The organism is Pelosinus sp. sgz500959, assembly GCF_042610375.1.
Lineage (GTDB): Bacteria > Bacillota > Negativicutes > DSM-13327 > DSM-13327 > CTSoil-075.
This window is the reverse complement of sequence record NZ_JBGJZL010000012.1, coordinates 55,255-75,360: the sequence shown is the minus strand read 5'-3', so window position 1 is coordinate 75,360 and position 20,106 is coordinate 55,255. Positions and strand designations below refer to the sequence as shown.

Sequence of the window (20,106 nt, the reverse complement as noted above, 5' to 3'; positions counted from 1 at the left end):
TGTTTAAACTTCATCTATTTTTTTACAGCATGTATTTGATCAAAACCAACTGCAAGCAGGATAATGAGTCCCATTGTTATAGTCTGCCAATAAGAAGAAACTTGCATAAGGCTTAGGCCATTATTTATGACTCCAATTGTCAGTAATCCTAATACAGTGTTAAAAATGTTACCTTTACCGCCGTTCATACTTGTTCCCCCCATTACAACCGCTGCAATCGCAACGAGTTCATAACCACTTGCAGCAGCTGGCTGTCCTGTAGCGAGCCTTGATGCAAGACAAACTCCGCCCAAAGCGGATAAAACACCGCTGATCATATAAACTGACATTTTTACTTTGTTTACATTGATTCCACTCAATCTTGCCACATCTTCACTACTACCTACGGCAAAAATATATCGCCCAAAAGATGTTTTATCAAGCACAACATGTGACAAGTACATAATGATGATCATAACAAGGACAATGACTGGTACAATATCAGCAATGTAACCTTGCCCAATCCAGCCAAAAGATGCAGGTAAATCAAAAATTGGTTTACTTTGTGTATAAACAAAAGCGAACCCTCTTGCGATACTCAGCATGCCCATTGTTGCAATAAAGGGAGTAATATTAAATTTTGTTATTGCCAAACCATTAATACCGCCAACGATACAACCAACTACAATGCTGACGACCAAACTTATAAATATACTTGTTATAAAAGATGCCTCTGGCATCATTTTTATGATTGCCGTGGCAACGATGCCTGCAAGGGCTGCCACTGATCCTACAGATACATCAATTCCCCCTGATATGATGACAAAAGTCATACCTGTAGCTAAAAGTGCATTGATCGCAATTTGGATCATTACATTGACTAAATTTTGCGGAAGTAGAAAATTCGGAGTCATTATGGATATCACGATACATAAACCTAGAAAAACAACAACTAAACTATTATCTTTTATCCTATTTACAATTTGATTTTTTGTATCCATAGCGATTACCACTTCCTTAGTTATTTTTTACTTGCCCTGTACTGGCCAGCAGCATAATATTTTCCTCTGTCGCTTCCCCTCGATTTAGTATACCTTTTGCAATCCCCTCACGCATAACTAAAATTCTATCAGAGATTCCAATGACTTCAGGCAATTCTGATGAAACCATAATTACACTTCCGCCTTGTTTGGTAAATTCATTGATCAGATGATAGATTTCAGATTTTGCATTTACATCAATGCCTCGGGTTGGTTCATCAAGTAATAAAATTTTTGTATCGGCAGCTAGCCATTTTGCTATAATCACTTTCTGCTGATTACCACCACTTAAATTTTTAGTTACAGTATCAGGTGAAGGTGTTTTTATTCTTAATTTTTCAATAAATAAATTCGCTGTTTTATTTTCCCATTGTCTATTCAAAAAACCATGATTAGACTGAATATATAGATTGGGCAGTGCTATATTTTTCTTTACTGATTGTGTTAATAGCAACCCCTGATGTCGTCTATCCTCTGGTACCAATGCTAAATGATGATTAATTGCATCTCGCGGAGTATTAAATTGAACTTCCTTATGATGAAGAATGATTTTACCGCTGTCCGGTTTATCGGCACCAAATATCCCCAGTAAAACTTCTGTTCTCCCTGCTCCTACTAGACCTGCTATTCCAAGTATCTCTCCCTCGTGTAACTCAAAAGAGATGTCTTTGTACTTAGAAAACTTAGTAAATCCTTCTATTTTTAAAACAACGTTATCAGTAAATTGATTTTCTTTATGATTGAAATAATGATCAATTTCTCTGCCTACCATTAACGATACCAATTCATTTTCCGTTGTATCTTTAATATCTACAGTCTTAATATAACGCCCATCTCTGAGAATCGTAGCTTTATTACCAAGTTCCATTATTTCATTCAAATGATGTGATACATATACGATGCCAATGTTATTGGCTTTGAGTTTTCTTATAATTTCAAATAGTGCCTCTACCTCTCGTTCTGATAAGGATGATGTAGGCTCATCCATAATCACTAAGGAAGATTCATAAGAAATTGCTCGAGCGATTTCAACCATTTGTTGTTGGGCTGTACTTAACTCACCAGCAATGGCACTGGGATTAATATCAATCCCGATTGTTTCAAAAAGTTCTTTTGTTTTTTGATGCATCTGTCTTTTATCTAAAAACAATCGATTTATGACTGGCTCACGTCCTAAAAAGACATTTTCGGCCACTGTAAGATCCGGAATTATGCTTAATTCTTGATGTATAATGCTAATGCCCGCATCGATCGCTTGCTTAGTATTTAGGAAATTAACAGGATTACCATTTATATTAATACTTCCTGCATCTCGCATATAAACACCTGTGAGTATTTTTAAAAGAGTGGATTTTCCTGCTCCGTTTTCACCGACTAATGCATGAAGCTCACCGCGATAGAAATCAATATTGATGTTATCTAAAGCCTTTACACCAGGAAATGTTTTTGAAAGACCTCGAATTTCTACTAATACATCGCTTCTCATTATGAATCTCCTTCATTTTGAGTATATATAAATGGGTAAGCGAGAGATAATCTCTCGCTCTTCACCGTTAGAATAAATACAAACAAGAGTTATTTCAAATTACTTGCATCGATTATAAATGGGGCAATTAGTTTTTTAGCATCAACTGGCTTACCATCAAGTTTATCTTTAATGCTATCGACAACTGCTTTTCCGATTTCATCAGGATTCTGAGCTATATCTGCTATCCAAAGATCATTCTTTTTAATTTCTGCAATGCCTTCTGGATTTCCATCAAAACCTACTATTTTAACCTTTTTACCCGCAGCTCTGATCGCTGATAATGCACCTACGGCAAAAGGATCACCTACGGCAAATATTGCATCTAAGTCGGGATTTTTCAGTAACATATCTTGTGTCACATTTGCAGCTTTTTCTGCACTTCCTGAGCTATTCTGGACATCGACGATTTGAATACCAGGGAATTTAGCAATGGCTTCTTTAAAACCTTCTTCTCGATTTACACAACTTTCCACTTCAGAATAAGTTACGATAGCGACTTTACCTTTCCCATTTAATATTTTTTCGCCCATATATTGACCAGCAATTCTTCCGCCTTCTTTATTATCAGTTGCAATGTGTGAAACTACGTCACCTTTTGCACTTACATCAAAGGTAAATAGAGGAATATTCGCCTTTTTGGCAAGAGCAATACCAGGTTCAATTCCCGATGATGAAGCTGGTGCTAGCGCAATGGCATCGACTTTTTGCGTAATAAAATCTTGTAGCTGGGACATTTGCTTATTACTATCCTGGCCGCCGTCCATAATAATAACATCCAGGCCTTTGACTTTTGCTTCTGCTTTAATTGCTTCTTCAATTTTATTGAAAAAGACATGTTCTTTCGTTAATAAACTTACACCTATTTTCTTTTTAAGAGTTTCTTGGTCGGTCTTTGGAGCGGAAGATTGTTCACTTTTACCACACCCGGATAGTACTGTTAAGGATGTGATCATCAAGGCTCCTGCTAGTAGTAAACTTAATTTTTTCCGTACTTTCATTTTGACTTCTCCCCTTTTTCATACTTTTTACTCTATTTTAAATCTGACTTTCCTTTGTTCAGTCCACTGAACCGAATACCGTTTCAAAGGAATAAGCAGATTTTAAAATATCCGCAGTTGGTTAAAAATTACAGTTTATTACCTTTCATAAAATCCACAATTTCTCGATAAGTAGAGGTTCCTTCCATTGGGCCTTTTTTAGTTACTGCTCGTGCTCCGGCCGCAGTGGCAAATTGTTGAGCGTCCTTTACATCCATTCCTTTTTCCAAACAAGCTATAAATGCACCATCAAAACAATCTCCAGCACCTGTGGGATCGACTTCATCTACTTGATAAGCCTTGCAGTCAATTATCTCCTTTTGAGTATATAAAGTACTTCCTGCACTGCCTTTTTTAACAAGTACAATCTCAACTCCGCCTTTTATCAAATATTGTGCAGCTTCTATCTCATTACCTATACCTGTAAGCAGCTGCAATTCATCACCACTTGGTAGAAAAATATTGCATTTTTCTACAATGTAGTAAATGGCATCCTTTATCTTTTCATTATTGAGTATTTCTTTTCGAGCATTAGGGTCAAAGGATATCCGAACGCCTTTTTGTTGTGCAATCTCAACGCCTTTTAAAATAGCCTGCCTACTATTTTCATTAAACAAAGAACAACCCATTATATGTAAAAATTTACAATCATGAAAATATTCTTCTTTGATATGTTCTATTGCTAAATGTCCTGCTGCAGAATGAGGCATATGATAGATGAAGCTCCTACCACCGTCTTCGTTATAAGTAACAAATGCAACGCCAGTAGTAAATTCACTATGCACCTTTATCGAATTAGTATCGACGCCGTCTGACGTTAATCTGTCAATGTTTAACTTACCAAAATCATCCTGTCCGACACTTGCTATAATTTTGCAGTCCGTTCCTAATCGTGCTACCTGATCAATAAATATTGCAGGAGCTCCACTTGGGAATGGTCCTACAAACTCTCCTTGCACATTAAATTTCTGTCCATGATGTTTAGCCATGATTTCCACTAAGATTTCACCGATTGTAAGTACGCAAGACATGTCTTCAGACTCCTTCACTTCAAATTAATAGAAACTTTAAGTCATCTAAATTTAACTGATGATCCACGACTTATCAGTCGACATACAAGCAGCAATCTTAGCTTTAACCACCTCTTTCATAGCCAGCCGGCAAGGTTTAAACATTTTTCGGATATCATAAACCCCAGGATTTTCTTTTAAAAATCTTTGTAAAGCATCCAAATTAGCCAATTTGAGCTCTGTATCGAAATTCACTTTAGTGATACCTGAATGGACAGCCTTTGTCACCATATCCAAGGGTACGCCTGATGAACCATGTAAAACGAGTGGAACTGGTAACAATGCTCGTATTTCTTTAATTCGAGTAAAATCAATTTTCACTTCACCCTTATATACACCATGAGCTGTCCCTACTGCAATTGCCAAGGAATCACACATAGTTTCCCTTTGAAAATTAACAGCATCCTTTACTTCAGTATAGATTTCCTTGTCAGAGACCAAATCATCTTCTTTGCCGCCAATAATTCCGATCTCAGCTTCAACATAGATATCTAATGGGCGAGCTACTTTCACAATTTCCTTGACTTTCGATACATTCTCGGAAAAGGTATCTTGAGATGCATCAATCATAACCGAAGTCCATCCGAGTCTTATGGCCTTTAAACAGTATTCATACTTTTGTCCATGATCCAAGTGTAAAACAACAGGAATATTTGCTCGGTGGGCTGCGCCTAATCCGATATCAGCTAGGTATTCAGCTCCAGCATAATCAATGGCTCCCTGCGATGTCTGAATAATAACTGGTGAATTCATTTCTTCTGCACCTTGAATAATAGCCTGCAAATTTTCCATATTAGCAAAATTAAATGCTGGGATAGCATATCCATTTTCATAAGCATGCTGCATAATCTCTTTTCCTGATATAAGCATTAGACTCATCCTTTCCTTAGTTAGACTCTTTGACTCATCGCTTTTCTATAAAATCCATATATAATAGCACCGATTAATGATCCAGATAATATAGCACCAACCCAAACTAACGGGCTGCTAACAATCGGTAATATCAAGAATCCTCCATGCGGCGCCGGAACTTGGATTTTTAAAAGAAATGTAATCGTTGCTGAAATAGCAGAAGCAACCATGAGTATAGGGATAACCCGTAATGGATCCTTTGCAGCAAATGGAATGGCACCTTCAGTAATATGAGTAAAGCCCAAAACATAGTTAACTACACCAGCTGCCACTTCTTCATCCGTAAAATACTTTTTAAACATCGTTGTGGCAAGGGCAATAACGAGGGGAGGAGTAATACAAGCTGCTGATACCCCAGCCATAAAATAATAATTACCTTGTGCCAGCAACATTGTCCCTGTTACATAAGCTGCCTTATTTACAGGTCCGCCAAAATCGAAAGCACACATAGCCCCCACTACGATACCTAGTAATATTGGATTTGAATCTTGTAAAGAACCTAACCAACCCATCATTCCCGCATTGATAGCACCAACAGGCTTTCCAAGTAAGATCATGATTGAACCAATAACAAATACGCCCACCAACGGCATAATAAAAATAGATTTTAATCCTTCAAACTGCCTTGGTAATCCAGCTAGAGCTCCTTTGAGCCACAGCATCAAATAGCCTGCCATGAAACCAGCAATAATTCCTCCAAGAAAGCCAGCTCCAGTTACATTCGCCAGTAACCCACCGACAAAGCCTGCTACCAGCCCAGGTCTGCCACCAATTGATGAGGCAATAAAGGCTGTAAAAACAGGTACCATGACTGAGAAGGCCTGACCGCCGATTTTCATCAGCATTGCTGCAAATTCATTGTACTGATCTGATTTGGGATCTGCTGAAAAAATACCCCATAAAAAAGATAATGCGATAAGTACCCCGCCTGCTACAACAAAAGGCAACATATTGGAAACACCGCTCATGAGATGTTTATACATTTGTCGACCAATTGACTCTTGTTCTATGACCGAATCAATAGCTGCCTTAACCGTCCCCTGACGAATCGGAACGGTTTGTCCCAATATTTTATTTATTAATTCTGTTGATTTATGAATACCATCCTGTACAGATACGGAAAGAACAGGTTTTCCATTAAAACGATCAGGTCCAACATCTTTGTCGGCAGCAATAATGACACCAATGGCTTCTTGAATATCTTGTTCTGTCAATGGATTTTCCACACCAATGGCTCCATTTGTCTCTACCTTTATCTCTATGCCAAGCTCTTTAGCTGCTTTTATCAGAGATTCTTCAGCCATATAAGTATGAGCAATACCCGTGGGACAAGCAGTTACGGCTACAATTTTTTTCATGCTATATAACCTCCCTAACTTTTAGTTCTTTCATATATTCACTCACCTTTTCTAATGAACCAATACCTTCTACCTCAGCCACATTTGCACCAGTAGCTGAAGCTTTTTTCAGAGCATTTTCCAAACTATGACCAAATAGCCATTCACTTAGAAAAGAACCCAATGCTGAATCGCCTGCACAAGCTGAACTAAAAAGTTTTATTTTAGGTGCAGTGCAAAAATATATTGTCGAACCATTAAAAAAGTACAACCCTTTCTCACCTAATGTTAATAACACATTGCGAGCACCGAGTTGTTTAAGTTCAAATAATGCCTGCTTTACATCAGATTCATTATTGATTTCAATGCCAAAAATTTCTTTAATTTCTTCATCATTAGGTTTGATCAGTAAGGGTTTATAAGAAAGAAGTTTTTTCAACCTTTGTGCACTAATATCCAAAATAATTTCTATGGAATGCTCATTACAGATTTTTAAAATTTCATCATAATAAGATTCATCAATCCCGGGCGGCAAACTGCCGCTAATGATCAAATAAGTGCAATCTTTTAACTCTCTGATTAACGTTAACATCTTCTCTTGCCGCTCTTCATGAACAAAAGATCCTTTATTTACAAATTTAAATTCATTAACCCCATCATTGATAAAAGTATTAATACGAGTTGTTTCATTCAGCCAGATAGGTTCTACTTCTAACCCAGCATTTGATAGAGCCTCCACAATATATTTTCCTGTGAATCCACCAAAAAAGCCTAGTGCTTTTGAAGTGACACCGTAATGCTTAAGTACCAGAGAGACATTAATTCCTTTTCCATTAGGAAAAATTTGTGTACTCTCAGTTCGGTTTACAATTGATGGTTGAATTTCTTGACTTTTAATATTTAAATCAATTGCTGGATTCGTTGTTAAGGTATAAATCATTTTTTCATCACCTCCTACCACCTCCATGTCTATTCTTTTTTCCATTATATACTAAATATTTCGAATTTTGTTTTCTACTTTTGGAAGAATTTCCATATCATAAAAAAGAAGACTCATATAAACCTAACAGGTTATATGAATCTTCTTTTTTATATTTATCTAATAAAATTTTATAATGCTAAATAGTCTATCAGTATGCGAGAAATAACGTTTAGTGGCATCCTAGAAGTAACTTCAAATTTTTTAATCGATACATAATTAGACTTGTAGCCTTTTAAATATACTGTTGAGAGACTTCTTAAAGGTGTATCGTCTGTACAACAGCAAGATATGACTTTTGCACCCATTGACACTGCATTCTCTGCAGAATTGATTAACTCAGCAGTCTTCCCGTAAAGAGAAAATATAACCAATAGTTCATTCTTTTTTACATCGCAGGTTATTTTCTCCATAACATTTGGATCTGAAATTTGAAATGCATTATAGCCCAATAATTGTAATTTGAAAGAAAATTCTTGGGCTACCAATTCTGTCAACCCTCTCGCTAATATATAGATTCTCTTAGCTTTTTGAATTAACTCAATTGCATTTAATATATTATCAATTGTTAACTGCTCGACAGTATTTGTTGCTTCCCGGAGGGACTTCTCTAAAATCTCATTGACTTGACCCGATCCTGAAACTTCATTATTTTTTTTCGATAAGATATAACGCAATTCAGCAAAGCCGCCAATACCGCATTTTTTTATGGTTCGTGAAACAGTTGCTGGTGAAGAAAAAGTCCCTTCAGCCAAATCTACAATCGACATATTAGCTATTTTATCAGCATTCATATTAATATAATTTACAACCTGCTTTTCCGTAGCAGTTAATCGTTCATAGATGGTGTGATCAACTTTAATAATCAATATTTTCACTCACTTTCAGTCCGCATATCTCCTGCAATATCAAATTCCTTATCTATTAGTTTAACTCCTCTCTTTATGAAATGTAATCACTCAAATAAATCTAAGACACCCTATATTCTTTAGACCTGCTGACTATAGTACTTTCTATTTTGCATTATACTCTTTAAATATTGATTTTTTTGTCGAATCTTGTTTATGCCTATTTTTCCTCATAGTTAACTTAGGGCAACCTGTGAATAAAAAAACGGCAAAAAAGGCCTCACGGCATAAAATCCGTAAAGCCTTTAAATACTCCCTATATCAAGTACCGCAAAAGGTTCGGTAAGGATGGGCTGATCGTGCAGGTGGCGTGGAGTAATCAGTCTGTTCGGGGGAATGGGCGTAGGGGTTTGAAAGAACATTCAAAAGATGCTTCATCACGCTGTAGTCTCCTTGCTTCACTGCTGCATCCAGTGCGGCTTCTACCCGATGGTTGCGAGGGATTAGTGCGGGATTAGAGCTTTTCATCAACTGTTGGGAAGAGGCTTTCGCTTCTTGCTGCCTATCTAGTCTCGCCTGCCACAGTTCATACCACTGCGCAAATTCTGTGCTACAAAATAGGGCATTATCCGACTGTGTATCAAAAGTTAATGCGCGGAAGGTATTAGTATAGTCAGCATGGTACTTATGCATCATGCTGAGGAGGCTTTCAATAAGAGATTCATCCTGCATGTCTTCATTAAATAGTCCTAATTTTTTTCTCATGCCCGTGAGCCAGTGATAGTGATACAACTCAGTAAATTTTGAAATTTCATCCTGAGCTAGTTTGATAGCCTGATCCTGATTGGCGTCCAGCAACGGCAATAGGGTTTCAGCAAATCGCGCGAGATTCCACCCAGCAATATGGGGCTGATTGCCATAGGCATAACGACCATGCATATCAATAGAACTGAATACTGTTGTCGGATCATAGGCATCCATGAAAGCGCAAGGACCATAATCAATCGTTTCTCCACTAAGGGCCATATTATCTGTGTTCATCACCCCGTGAATAAAGCCAACCAATTGCCATTGGGCAATCAACACGGCCTGACGCTTGATCACTTCCTGAAGTAGGAAAAGATAAGGGGTTGTACCTGCTTCAGCCTCAGAAAAATGCCGTTGTACTGTATAATCAGCTAGGACTCGGAGATCATCAACACTGCCCCAGTTTGAAACGTATTGAAAGGTTCCGACACGCAAATGACTGGCAGCCACGCGGGTCAAAATTGCACCAGGCTGGTCAGTTTCACGCATGATCGACTCACCCGTTGTCACCACTGCTAGACTGCGAGTGGTAGCAATGCCAAGGGCACGCATTGCTTCGCTGATGATATATTCACGCAGCATCGGCCCAAGTGCCGCGCGACCATCACCGCGGCGAGAGTATGGCGTTCTACCTGAGCCCTTGAGCTGAATATCAACCCGTTCACCTAGAGGAGTGATCTGCTCGCCAAGCAGCAGGGCCCGCCCATCCCCTAATAAGGTGAAATTCCCGAATTGGTGTCCTGCATAAGCTTGAGCAAGAGGTAAAGCACCTTCAGGAATCTGATTGCCAGCAAGCACCGCTATGCCCTCTTTGCTTTGCAGCGCCTGGACATCCAGCCCCAGGGATGCTGCTAACGAATCATTGAGAATGATCAACTTTGGTGAGCGCACAGGAATTGGGTTTTGGTTGGTAAAAAATGTTTTCGGCAGACGGGCATAACTATTATCTAAGTTCCATCCTGTTTCTATGATTGCTTTTCCCGTTGTCATCATATCTCCCTTTCTCCTTTTTGTATCCTAGATTTTTCTTTTACATCAAGCAAAAATCCTAGATATTCTATGAATTTTTAGCGATCTACTTCCCATATCAATACAAGGCAACTTTTATCTTATTATACCCTTATTGTTATAAAAATTCTCTGGGGAATTTTTATAATTACAATTTTTCGTCAGAGGTCTTACTAACCTCCCGATTGTCCCCGCTCTGACTGTTGCTATCGAAGAAGGAAATTTGCAAATATAAAGAGAATTCTCTCATTAATAAGTCTAATCATAGGAGAAAACAATGAGAAATTTTTATATTAGATCTAAATTTGCAATGATAACCTTAGCAATTATAATGTTTAGCTTATTATTGCTAACCATAGTGACTTACTGGCAATTCAATCAAGTCATTGAAACAGAACTCATTGATACCATGTCTGTCCGCACAAGGGAATCGGCTAATCATATTAACACTTGGCTAGCAGGACAACTTGGAGAAGTGCGTGAAACTGTAAATAGCCCGATGATTGATCGTGTTTTAAGTGTAAATCCACAGCTTGATCTAACTCGAGATGACGAGTCTATTAAATTAATTGATGAACTGAATCTAGCGCGATGGAAATATGTTGCTTCAGCGTATCCGAATCAGTATGCAGCATTACATATTATCAGTTATTTAGAACCTAATGCGTGGGACAATCCAGAAAAATTGGCCACGCTTACAGCTAGGTACTATAACGTAAAAGATGGAACGTGTAAAACCGATCTTTGGGCCAAAGCAGTTGCAGATGAAGCTAGAGAACGATATTCAAAAACAGCAGGAGCATATGATGCGATATTTAAACCAGCCTATTCTCAGGCCTATGGCAGAAATATGGTACTTATGCTGGCTTGGCGAAAAGATAATCAAGGAAGAGTGTTAGCTGGTGCGGCGGCCAGCCTAACAATTGAGACAATCCAACAAATAGCTCAGCATGCAAACTATGGAAAAAAAGGCTACGAAGTTCTATTAGCACAAGATGGTACTTTTGTTACCCATCCCAACCTCTCATGGGCTATGACAGAAAAGACTTCTTCCGTTTCCGATGAAAATATGCAGAAACTTGGAGGACTTATTACAAGCGGTCAATCAGGTGTATTTCGCTATATTGAAAAAGGAGAGAAAAAAATTGCATTTTATAATCCTATCCCAGTAGCGGGATGGACATTGGTCAGTGTTGTTGACGAAAATGAGTTATTCGTACCAGCGAATAAATTACTTGTTCTCATGGTTGCAATCATCGCCATTATTATGATATTTACCTTGATGGCAGTTTATATTGTATCGTTAATTGTAAATCTCAAACGAAGTCATGCAGATCGAGAAGAGTTAAAAACTCGTAATATAGAATTAAATGGCACCAAAGAGAGACTCCGGCTTCAAAATATAGAATTGGAAATAGCGCAAAAACATTTATTAAACTTAGACCAAATGAAAGATGAATTTTTAGCAAAGGTATCTCATGAATTGAAAACACCATTACATGGAATCATTGGTTTAGCAGAATGTACGAGGGATGCATTGCTGAGTCTCTCTGATATAGAATCAAAAAATAACTTTGAGTTAATCATCAAAAGCGGCGCACGCTTAGCAAATCTAGTGGATGAAATTGCTACTTTTTCTACTTTGAAAAACAATCAAGTACGTTTAAATAAAGTACCGATTTGCCTTCACGATGTTGTACAAATGATAATAACATTAGAAAAATTTTCAGTGAATCATAACGTAGAATTAAAAAATCTCGTTTCCTTAGACCTCCCCCCTATTTATGCTGATAGTGAAAAACTAATGCAAATTCTTCACAACCTTATACGAAATGCTATCAAGTTTACTGATGCTGGACTTGTATCCGTATCGGCTCATTTACAGGCAGATCATATCGTAATCTCTGTAAATGATACTGGAATTGGTATACCCGAGTCGCGACTCAACTTAATTTTTAATCCCTTTGAGCAAGGTGATTCCCAAAATGGAAAACGTTATGGCGGTTTGGGATTAGGTCTTGCCATATCAAAAAGTTTACTAGAATTACATAATAGCGTGCTTTCTGTCGTTTCAAAACCAGGCGAGGGATCTTGCTTCAGTTTTTCCTTGCCACAATGGCATGGTGATCACCACACTGAAAAAAACATGTCCATGAATGTCTTACTTCCTAGCCAAATTCAAAGTATAGTACCAACATTGATAAATGAGTACAATCAAACAGAATATCCTAAAGAACAACAACCCGGGACTAAAAAAATATTGATCGTTGATGATGAAGAGGTAAATCTTGCTGTAGCAAAAAGTTGTTTCTATGGAATGAATTGCAGAGTGGTTTGCGTAAAAAGCGGCGAAGCAGCATTGACGGAAATTATGAAAAATGACTATCATTTAGTCTTACTTGATATGATGATGCCAGGACTCAATGGTATAGAAGTATGTCGAGAAATTAGAAAACATTTTTCTGAGAACACCTTGCCCATCATTATGATAACAGTTCGTAATCGACCTGAAGATATTGAACTTTCTTTTATGGCAAAAGCCAATGATTATATAGCAAAACCCTTTCACAAAAAAGAATTACTCGCCAGAGTGCAGGCACAATTGCGGTCACAGGAAGTATATGAAACTGAACACAGAATCTATCAAGCAGAGATTTCTGCGCTGCAGTCCCAGATTCAACCTCATTTTCTCTACAACACTTTAAATACGATTATTGCATTATGTCGGATGAATCCGATTAAAGCTGCAGAATTATTAGAAGAACTAAGCAATTACCTACAAAATAAGTTTCGCTTTAACAGTATGGATCTTATACCATTAGAACAAGAACTAGATTTGATTAAATCTTATCTAGCGATTGAGCAAGTCCGATTTGGAAAACGGTTACATATCATTTTTGGTATTGAGACGAACTCTAACCCTCTCATTCCCCCGCTGATTCTTCAGCCTTTAGTAGAAAATGCTGTAAAGCATGGTGTCTACCCGAAAAGAGAAGGCGGAACTATACAGATTTTGATTAAGAACGATGGGCAAGATACTCTGATCGTCGTGACTGATGATGGGGTTGGTATGACATCGGATAAAGTAGAGTATTTATTAAATGGTAAGAAGGCGCAAGAAATAGGGATTGGGCTGGAAAACATTCATAAAAGGCTGCAAAAGCATTATGGATATGGACTTGATATTCAAAGCGATATCAATAAAGGAACAACAATCACCGTAAAAATTCCAACTACAAGAGGTGAAGAGATTGATTAATACTATTTTAATTGACGATGAAGAAATAGCGGTAACCCAATTAGAGTATCTTTTAGAACAATATCCAGAAATCCATGTGATAGCGACATTTACCGATCCGGTAACGGCGCTGGAAAAGATTCACTTGTATCAACCAGATTTAATATTTTTGGACATTAAGATGCCTGAAATTAGCGGACTCGTTGTTGCTGACGAATTGTCAAAAATTCTGCCAGAAACATATGTGGTGTTCGTAACAGCCTATGATCAGTATGCACTGAATGCATTTGATTATAATGCTATTGATTATATTCTAAAACCTGTTTCTCTTAAAAGAATTGATAGAACCATTCAAAAGGTCCTTACTAATTTTAGCAGTGGGAAATTTAAAAATACCTTGCCATCTAAGCTTTCAAAACTAACAAAAATCTATAGTAACGGATTTAATCGGATCATTGGAGTCGAAGAAGCAGGAAAAATCATTCTATTAAATCCATCTGATGTGATCATGTTTACTCCTCGGGGTCATGGCGCAACAATTCATACACAACAAAAAATTTATAAGACGAAACAATCAATGAATTATTGGGAAGAACGGTTAACTGAATTTAATTTTTTCCGCTGTCATAAAAGCTATTTAGTAAACTTTGATAAACTAGAAAAGATTCTTCCTATGTTCAATAATACATACTTACTAAAGTTTTTTGATTATCCAACTGAAATTCCCGTAAGCAGAAATAAAGCAAAAGAACTTAGCCAAATCTTGGGCCTATAATTAGGTCCAAGATTTTTTACGCAATCAGAAAGTATAATACTTTCTAGGATTACAAGTAAGAGCGACTAAGACTTCTACCTGCGTCTGAGGACTTGGCACAAGCCAAGTCTTTTCTTAATTGCTAAATATAACTGATAATTTCAAATTTTAACATTAAACTGCAAATTGGTGGCAGGAAAATAAATCATTGCAGTATACTGTGACCAAAAGGAGGCCTTGTAGTTAAGAATGATTTATTTTAAAAGAGAGAGGGATTATTTATGTCAAAAATAATAAAATGTGGAAAACTATTCTGTGCAGTTGATGAAATCGTACAAGAAAATGCAGTCATCATTATTGACGATACCAAAATAACTTCAGTGCAAAATGCTGAGAACTTCATACCTAATACAGATGACGAAATCATTGATCTTTCGGATAAATTTGTCCTGCCTGGCTTGATTGACACCCATGTACATCTCGGTTTTGGTGGTAAAACGTCCCTTGTTGAGGTAAGTGAACAACCAGAGATTGTTGCCATAAAAGGAATGAAAAATGCTCAATTGGATCTTTGGGCTGGTTTTACCACGGTTCGTGATGAGGGATATCCTACGATAACAGGTTGTGCTAACATACGTGATGCAATCAATACAGGGGTATTTCCTGGACCGCGCATTTTCACCAGTGGTATGTATATTACACAAACAGGTGGACATCTTGATTTTCGTTATCCTGGCGAAACATTGGGATTTAATACCTTTAAGTCGGGTAATGTTGCAAACGGGCCTGAAGAAGTTCGCGCCGCTGCACGTTTGATGCTAAAGTATGGTGCAGACCAGATTAAAGTAGTGGTTACTGGCGGTGTTCTGAGTCCTGGTAATGAGCCTGGAGAACAAAATATGAGCATCGAGGAAATCAGAGCAGCCGTTGATGTAGCCCAAATGCATGCTAAGATCACCTCTGCCCATGCCCATGGTACAGCAGGCATCAAGGCAGCGGCTCTAGCAGGTGTATCCGTCATTGAACATTGTACATTAGTTGACGAGGAAACCATACAGATTATGGTAGAAAAAAACATTTCTATTGTTCCTACGTTTATTGTTTTAAAGGTTATTGCGGAAAAAGGTACTGCCGCAGGCATTCCTGATTTTGCTGTTAGAAAGGCAATTGCTTTGGTTGGTTCACATCTTTCCAACATAAAACAAGCATATGATGCAGGCGTGCGAATTGTATTTGGTACTGATTGTGGAACACCCTTAACTCCCCATGGTACACAGGCCCGTGAATTTGAGTTAATGGTACAAGCCGGTATTTCGCATACAGATACCCTACTCAGTGCTACCCGCTATGCCGCTGAATTGCTCCGTTGGGATGACAAAATTGGAACTATCGCTCCCGGAAAATTTGCTGATATTGTAGCAGTTGATAAGAACCCATTCGATGATATTTCGATTCTTAAGAATGTTTCTTTTATTATGAAGGATGGAAATGTCTATAAAATGTAAAGTATCCAATATGAGAAATTTGATGATGCTACAAATAATTGATTGGAGAAGAATATAATGAATACTAAAAAAATATTTTATGGCTGGTGGATCGTCGCTGGTGGCGTTATGATTATGGCCATGTTACATCCACTCATAACGACTTGTTGGGGTCTATTCGTAAAACCTGTTACCACTGATATGGGATTTACTAGAAGTGCCTTTGGCATATGCAGCACCATTATTTCTGGAGTAACCGTGTTCTTATCACCTTATTTAGGCAAATGGTTAGCGCAAAAGAATACTCGGCTCATTCACAGCCTCTGCGTAATCGGCCTAGCAGCTTCCTTCGCGAGCTTTGCCTTAGCACAAAATATTACTCATTTTTATATCAGCGCTTTCTTTATGGGGGCATTTTCCTGCGGTGCAGTCGCTTTACCAATTTCGATTGTTATTACCAATTGGTTTGTCAAAAAAAGAGGTTTAGCGATTAGTATCGCCCTTGCAGGTAGCGGATTTGGTGGTGCGATTATAAGTCCGATCATGGCTAATATTATTCTAAACTATGGCTGGAGAACGTCGTATCTTGTCTTTGCTGGCGCTATGCTATTTATTGCTTTACCTATGGTTTTTGTTATGAAAAAATGCCCTGAAGATATGGGTCTTAAAGCATATGGAGCAGATCAAGTCACTACTTTAGCTCAAAAAACCACAGTTGCTAAAATTGGACTTAACATCACTCTTGAAGAATTAAAACGCCATAACTTTTTCTGGATTTACTTATTTGGTATGTTTTGCCTGTGTTTTGTAGGTTTTGGCTCCCTAAGCCAGCTTGCTGCTTTCCTTGCTGATGTGCATGGAACAGCCTTTGCCGCAGGAATCCTTTCCTTTTTCTTGATTACCGTAACCCTCGGCAAGATCTCTCTCGGTTGGGTTTATGATAAATTCGATACCAAAATTGGAACTAGCTACATATGTATAGTCTTTGCTCTTTCTATTGCTTGCATGTTGTTTCCAGAATCCAAGCCCCTTATGTATGTCATGGCTTTTCTCTACGGACTAGGTATTTGCACCGGAACAGTTTGCCCGCCAGTCATCACTGCCGCGATGTTTGGTCCAAAGCACTACGGCGAGATTTATGGTTACGTCAATCGCTGTGTCTATTTAGGTGCCTCCTTGTCTGTTCCTGCAATCGCAGTAATTTATGATAAAACAGGATCTTATCAGATGGCATGGCTTCTTTGTATTGCATTAATTATACTATCTCTTATGGCTCTGCTTTATAGCGATATAAAGTGCCGATCATTAACAGCTCAGCGAATAACAATTGAGAACTCCATTACACAAACAATAAGTTAATCAAGTATGTAATATAAATACAACATGTTAAGCGTTCCCCAATCGCAGGATATAACTACGAATAGGGAACGCTTTTCGTATAGAAAATATAGTATTTTAAATTCACCACTTTATTTGAGAAAGTAGAGTTATTGACATCCCCACTGCGGTCATTAGTTTGAGAATCATACCAAATACTTGTCCTTTTACAACACTCATTGCCACTCGTTTAGCCTGTTCTTTATTTTTTTCTTTCGTATATTCTGCCAGGGCAGTAGCGGCAAATGCCCCTAATAAGGCCCCTACTATTGAACCGATAATGGGGACAACAAAAGTTCCTCCGATACCTCCTAGCACAGTACCCAAAAATGCTGCCACTATACTGCGTTTAGAGGCCTTTTCTTTTTTTGCACCCATCACCCCAGCCACGAAGTCAATGCATTCACTCATAATAAACACAACAATAACAATACCTAAAATAATATGATTGATATGCTCAAAATGGTCATAATAACTATACGCCAGTCCCGTCAACACAATCAGGATATTCCCAGGTAGACCAATCAGGGTCATGATGACTCCGCTCAAGATCAGTAAGCTAAATAATACATTGATGAGCAATTCCATACCTTTCATCCTTCATAGACTTTTTCCTATACATTCGATTTTGTAGTCATTATTCTAATTAAAATCAAATTGACTTAAAACATCTAAAATTTCTGTATCAAAAGTTTCACTTTTGATAATACATGCCTTTGCCCCTTGAGTTAAAGCACTTTGAATGATCTCTTGATTACTCTCACCCGTTAAGATGATAAAGGACATATCAGGCAGCGTTTCATGAACTTGTTCCATTAACTCCAAACCTGTAATATCTGGCATATTCATATCAGAAATGACTGCATTAAAGGTATTATCATTACCGAGTTTACTGAGTGCCGCAAAACCATTTTCAGCACCCACTACCTCATACTCTGCAGCTTCAAGGACTAAGGCGATCATCTCTCTGATTAATTCATCATCTTCAACTACCAAAAGCTTCTTTCCCATTTTCTGTCACTCCATTCTCTCATTTTTTGCGATACAAATTTGGTTCCTGCCCGCTTCTTTTGCATCATACATTGCCATGTCTGCAGCTTTATAAAAGCTAATTTCATCGATATATCCAGGCATTTGTGCAATTCCACAACTGAATGTAGAACAAAAAGAACAGTCCTGTGTTTGATGGCTTATACGTTCAAAACTCCGGCGCACGTCTTCAATGACTCTATATCCAAACTCTATCGATGTATCTGGTAAAATTACAGCAAACTCTTCGCCCCCCATGCGCCCAATAATATCGGTTCTGCGCAATCGTTGCTTCAATAAGCGAGCTAATACAACAATGACCATATCACCTGTAACATGACCATAAGTGTCATTTACTCTTTTAAAGTGATCCAAATCTAATACAGCTAAAGTAAGAGGACTATTATTACGCATCGATCGCAAAAATTCTTGCTCAATATGACCTTTCATCACAGTATGAGTATATAAGCCGCTCAGACCGTCACATTCCATGAAAGAGCGCAACATACGCATCCTTTCGGCACGTATCCGTACAGATGAAATAAAATGTTTAGGTTCTACAGGTTTTGTTAAGAAATCATCTCCACCAGTTCCCATTGCCTGGAGCTGTACTTCTAGTTGTGTCTCTCCAGACAAAAAAACAATTGGGATACTAAAATAGGCTGGGACCTGCCGAATGACTTTTGCCAAATTATGACCATCGCAACCGGGCATCGTTAGGTCAAGTAGAATCAAGTCGAATGTATATTTACTAAGGCTTTCTAATATCGTTAAGGGGTTATTCACGATGCATGACCGCATTCCATGCTGCTCTAAAAGTACAGAATGATATTCTGCCAATACTTCATCGTCATCGACAATTAAAATCCGGTAAGGCTCATGTTCCACTTTATTAATTAAGTTCTCTAATTTATCGATTAAATCTGAAACCCGTACTGGTTTTAAGAAATAGGCATCACTTCCAGCTTTTACCGCTTCCAAACGTGAAATAATGTCATTTCTTTGTGAAATAAAAACTACTGGGATGTGATGATCAAGAGTGACTCTCCACCGGCTGATTGCTTTAGCTCCTGCTATATCGCCTTCTGGGAAAACCATATCCATAATAATGGCTGCAGGTGTTACGTGCAGCAATGCCTGTTCCATTTCTTTTAAATGATGAAACGTCATGACATCATACCCAAAGCACTCTAATTCTAGTGTCATGTTAGTGGCTAATTGCACATCATCTTCCACTATAAAAATAATTCGTTTTCCTCGCTGCTGATCACTAGGACTTTCAGCAGAAGTATTTTCCACTGAAAATTCTATGTGTTTCTGAACTTGCTGATATTTACAAAGCTGTTTCATATTTTGCAGACAAATATTGATCTCCTGCTCAATCATTTTAGAGATCTTTCCATCTTCTATTGTGGATTTTAAAAATTCCTCTCCTTTGCGCGCTACCTCACTTAGATGACGATAACCAAAAGAAGCGGTCGATCCTGCTAATGTGTGAAAAGATCGGATGAGATTATGTATATGAGTTTGATAGTCATCTGAAATTAGGAAAACTCGCCATTCATCTTCAATCCCGCCAACCTTACCCGACAGTTCCCGAGCATAAGTAGCGCGGAGAATTTTCATCCGCTCACTAACTGATTTTTTTACTTCTGTCATACAACATCTTCCTTATAATT

The 20,106-nt window shown here is 37.9% G+C and carries 16 protein-coding genes; 4 read left to right on the top strand and 12 right to left on the bottom strand.

From position 1 onward, the window contains the following. Nucleotides 1-14 precede the first annotated feature (14 nt). The 9 genes from ACAN52_RS17355 to ACAN52_RS17315 form a co-directional block, all read right to left on the bottom strand. On the bottom strand, nucleotides 15-980 hold the full coding sequence (locus ACAN52_RS17355; protein ID WP_378956210.1) for an ABC transporter permease: 966 nt from the start codon (nucleotides 978-980) through the stop codon (nucleotides 15-17). Nucleotides 981-996: 16 nt separating this feature from the next. After that, on the bottom strand, nucleotides 997-2,505 hold the full coding sequence (locus ACAN52_RS17350) for a sugar ABC transporter ATP-binding protein (RefSeq protein ID WP_378956209.1): 1,509 nt from the start codon (nucleotides 2,503-2,505) through the stop codon (nucleotides 997-999). 89 nt (nucleotides 2,506-2,594) lie between these two features. Continuing rightward, entirely contained in the window at nucleotides 2,595-3,545 is a 951-nt protein-coding gene (locus ACAN52_RS17345; RefSeq protein ID WP_378956207.1) for a substrate-binding domain-containing protein, read from the bottom strand. Between the two features lie 128 nt (nucleotides 3,546-3,673). Next, entirely contained in the window at nucleotides 3,674-4,615 is a 942-nt protein-coding gene (locus ACAN52_RS17340) for a sugar kinase (RefSeq protein ID WP_378956206.1), read from the bottom strand. A gap of 51 nt (nucleotides 4,616-4,666) precedes the next feature. Further along, the gene (locus tag ACAN52_RS17335; RefSeq protein ID WP_378956205.1) at nucleotides 4,667-5,524 is read right to left on the bottom strand and encodes a ketose-bisphosphate aldolase; all 858 of its coding nucleotides are present in this window, start codon (nucleotides 5,522-5,524) and stop codon (nucleotides 4,667-4,669) included. A gap of 20 nt (nucleotides 5,525-5,544) precedes the next feature. Next, nucleotides 5,545-6,924, bottom strand: coding sequence for a PTS fructose transporter subunit IIC (locus tag ACAN52_RS17330; RefSeq protein WP_378956204.1), 1,380 nt, complete (start codon nucleotides 6,922-6,924; stop codon nucleotides 5,545-5,547). Nucleotide 6,925: 1 nt separating this feature from the next. Continuing rightward, nucleotides 6,926-7,843: a 1-phosphofructokinase gene (pfkB, locus tag ACAN52_RS17325; protein WP_378956203.1), complete on the bottom strand. Its 918-nt coding sequence runs from the start codon at nucleotides 7,841-7,843 to the stop codon at nucleotides 6,926-6,928. A gap of 170 nt (nucleotides 7,844-8,013) precedes the next feature. Further along, nucleotides 8,014-8,751, bottom strand: a complete 738-nt coding sequence (locus tag ACAN52_RS17320; RefSeq protein WP_378956202.1) for a MurR/RpiR family transcriptional regulator — start codon at nucleotides 8,749-8,751, stop codon at nucleotides 8,014-8,016. 300 nt (nucleotides 8,752-9,051) lie between these two features. Continuing rightward, nucleotides 9,052-10,530 (bottom strand): YdiU family protein, encoded by a 1,479-nt coding sequence (locus ACAN52_RS17315; protein ID WP_378956201.1) that lies wholly within the window; start codon nucleotides 10,528-10,530, stop codon nucleotides 9,052-9,054. A 292-nt stretch (nucleotides 10,531-10,822) separates the two neighbouring features. On the opposite strand from ACAN52_RS17315, the gene ACAN52_RS17310 reads away from it, so the two are divergent. The 4 genes from ACAN52_RS17310 to ACAN52_RS17295 all read left to right on the top strand — a co-directional run bounded on the left by ACAN52_RS17310 (nucleotide 10,823) and on the right by ACAN52_RS17295 (nucleotide 17,380). Beyond that, nucleotides 10,823-13,804: an ATP-binding protein gene (locus tag ACAN52_RS17310; protein ID WP_378956200.1), complete on the top strand. Its 2,982-nt coding sequence runs from the start codon at nucleotides 10,823-10,825 to the stop codon at nucleotides 13,802-13,804. Beyond that, complete coding sequence (locus ACAN52_RS17305) at nucleotides 13,797-14,558, top strand: LytR/AlgR family response regulator transcription factor (RefSeq protein ID WP_378956199.1); 762 nt, start codon at nucleotides 13,797-13,799, stop codon at nucleotides 14,556-14,558. Before ACAN52_RS17310 ends, ACAN52_RS17305 begins: the two co-directional genes overlap by 8 nt. A gap of 260 nt (nucleotides 14,559-14,818) precedes the next feature. Next, nucleotides 14,819-16,042 carry an amidohydrolase family protein gene (locus ACAN52_RS17300; protein ID WP_378956198.1) on the top strand — a complete coding sequence of 408 codons (1,224 nt, stop codon included), beginning with the start codon at nucleotides 14,819-14,821 and terminating at the stop codon, nucleotides 16,040-16,042. 57 nt (nucleotides 16,043-16,099) lie between these two features. Continuing rightward, on the top strand, nucleotides 16,100-17,380 hold the full coding sequence (locus tag ACAN52_RS17295) for an MFS transporter (RefSeq protein ID WP_378956197.1): 1,281 nt from the start codon (nucleotides 16,100-16,102) through the stop codon (nucleotides 17,378-17,380). A gap of 102 nt (nucleotides 17,381-17,482) precedes the next feature. On the opposite strand, the gene ACAN52_RS17290 is transcribed toward ACAN52_RS17295, so the two are convergent. The 3 genes from ACAN52_RS17290 to ACAN52_RS17280 are packed head-to-tail and all read right to left on the bottom strand — an operon-like array spanning nucleotide 17,483 to nucleotide 20,086. Further along, entirely contained in the window at nucleotides 17,483-17,986 is a 504-nt protein-coding gene (locus ACAN52_RS17290; protein ID WP_378956196.1) for a DUF456 domain-containing protein, read from the bottom strand. Nucleotides 17,987-18,040: 54 nt separating this feature from the next. Continuing rightward, on the bottom strand, nucleotides 18,041-18,409 hold the full coding sequence (locus ACAN52_RS17285) for a response regulator (RefSeq protein ID WP_378956195.1): 369 nt from the start codon (nucleotides 18,407-18,409) through the stop codon (nucleotides 18,041-18,043). 6 nt (nucleotides 18,410-18,415) lie between these two features. Then, nucleotides 18,416-20,086, bottom strand: coding sequence for a diguanylate cyclase (locus ACAN52_RS17280; protein ID WP_378956194.1), 1,671 nt, complete (start codon nucleotides 20,084-20,086; stop codon nucleotides 18,416-18,418). Nucleotides 20,087-20,106: the final 20 nt, after the last annotated feature.

Excerpts from the sequence above, each read along its gene's own strand:
- ACAN52_RS17355 (WP_378956210.1), bottom strand. The coding sequence starts at position 980 with ATGGATACAAAAAATCAAATTGTAAATAGGATAAAAGATAATAGTTTA.
- ACAN52_RS17315 (WP_378956201.1), bottom strand. The coding sequence starts at position 10,530 with ATGATGACAACGGGAAAAGCAATCATAGAAACAGGATGGAACTTAGAT.
- ACAN52_RS17345 (WP_378956207.1), bottom strand. The coding sequence starts at position 3,545 with ATGAAAGTACGGAAAAAATTAAGTTTACTACTAGCAGGAGCCTTGATG.
- ACAN52_RS17280 (WP_378956194.1), bottom strand. The coding sequence starts at position 20,086 with ATGACAGAAGTAAAAAAATCAGTTAGTGAGCGGATGAAAATTCTCCGC.
- ACAN52_RS17290 (WP_378956196.1), bottom strand. The coding sequence starts at position 17,986 with ATGGAATTGCTCATCAATGTATTATTTAGCTTACTGATCTTGAGCGGA.
- pfkB (WP_378956203.1), bottom strand. The coding sequence starts at position 7,843 with ATGATTTATACCTTAACAACGAATCCAGCAATTGATTTAAATATTAAA.
- ACAN52_RS17295 (WP_378956197.1), top strand. The coding sequence starts at position 16,100 with ATGAATACTAAAAAAATATTTTATGGCTGGTGGATCGTCGCTGGTGGC.
- ACAN52_RS17300 (WP_378956198.1), top strand. The coding sequence starts at position 14,819 with ATGTCAAAAATAATAAAATGTGGAAAACTATTCTGTGCAGTTGATGAA.
- ACAN52_RS17340 (WP_378956206.1), bottom strand. The coding sequence starts at position 4,615 with ATGTCTTGCGTACTTACAATCGGTGAAATCTTAGTGGAAATCATGGCT.
- ACAN52_RS17285 (WP_378956195.1), bottom strand. The coding sequence starts at position 18,409 with ATGGGAAAGAAGCTTTTGGTAGTTGAAGATGATGAATTAATCAGAGAG.
- ACAN52_RS17335 (WP_378956205.1), bottom strand. The coding sequence starts at position 5,524 with ATGCTTATATCAGGAAAAGAGATTATGCAGCATGCTTATGAAAATGGA.
- ACAN52_RS17330 (WP_378956204.1), bottom strand. The coding sequence starts at position 6,924 with ATGAAAAAAATTGTAGCCGTAACTGCTTGTCCCACGGGTATTGCTCAT.
- ACAN52_RS17350 (WP_378956209.1), bottom strand. The coding sequence starts at position 2,505 with ATGAGAAGCGATGTATTAGTAGAAATTCGAGGTCTTTCAAAAACATTT.
- ACAN52_RS17310 (WP_378956200.1), top strand. The coding sequence starts at position 10,823 with ATGAGAAATTTTTATATTAGATCTAAATTTGCAATGATAACCTTAGCA.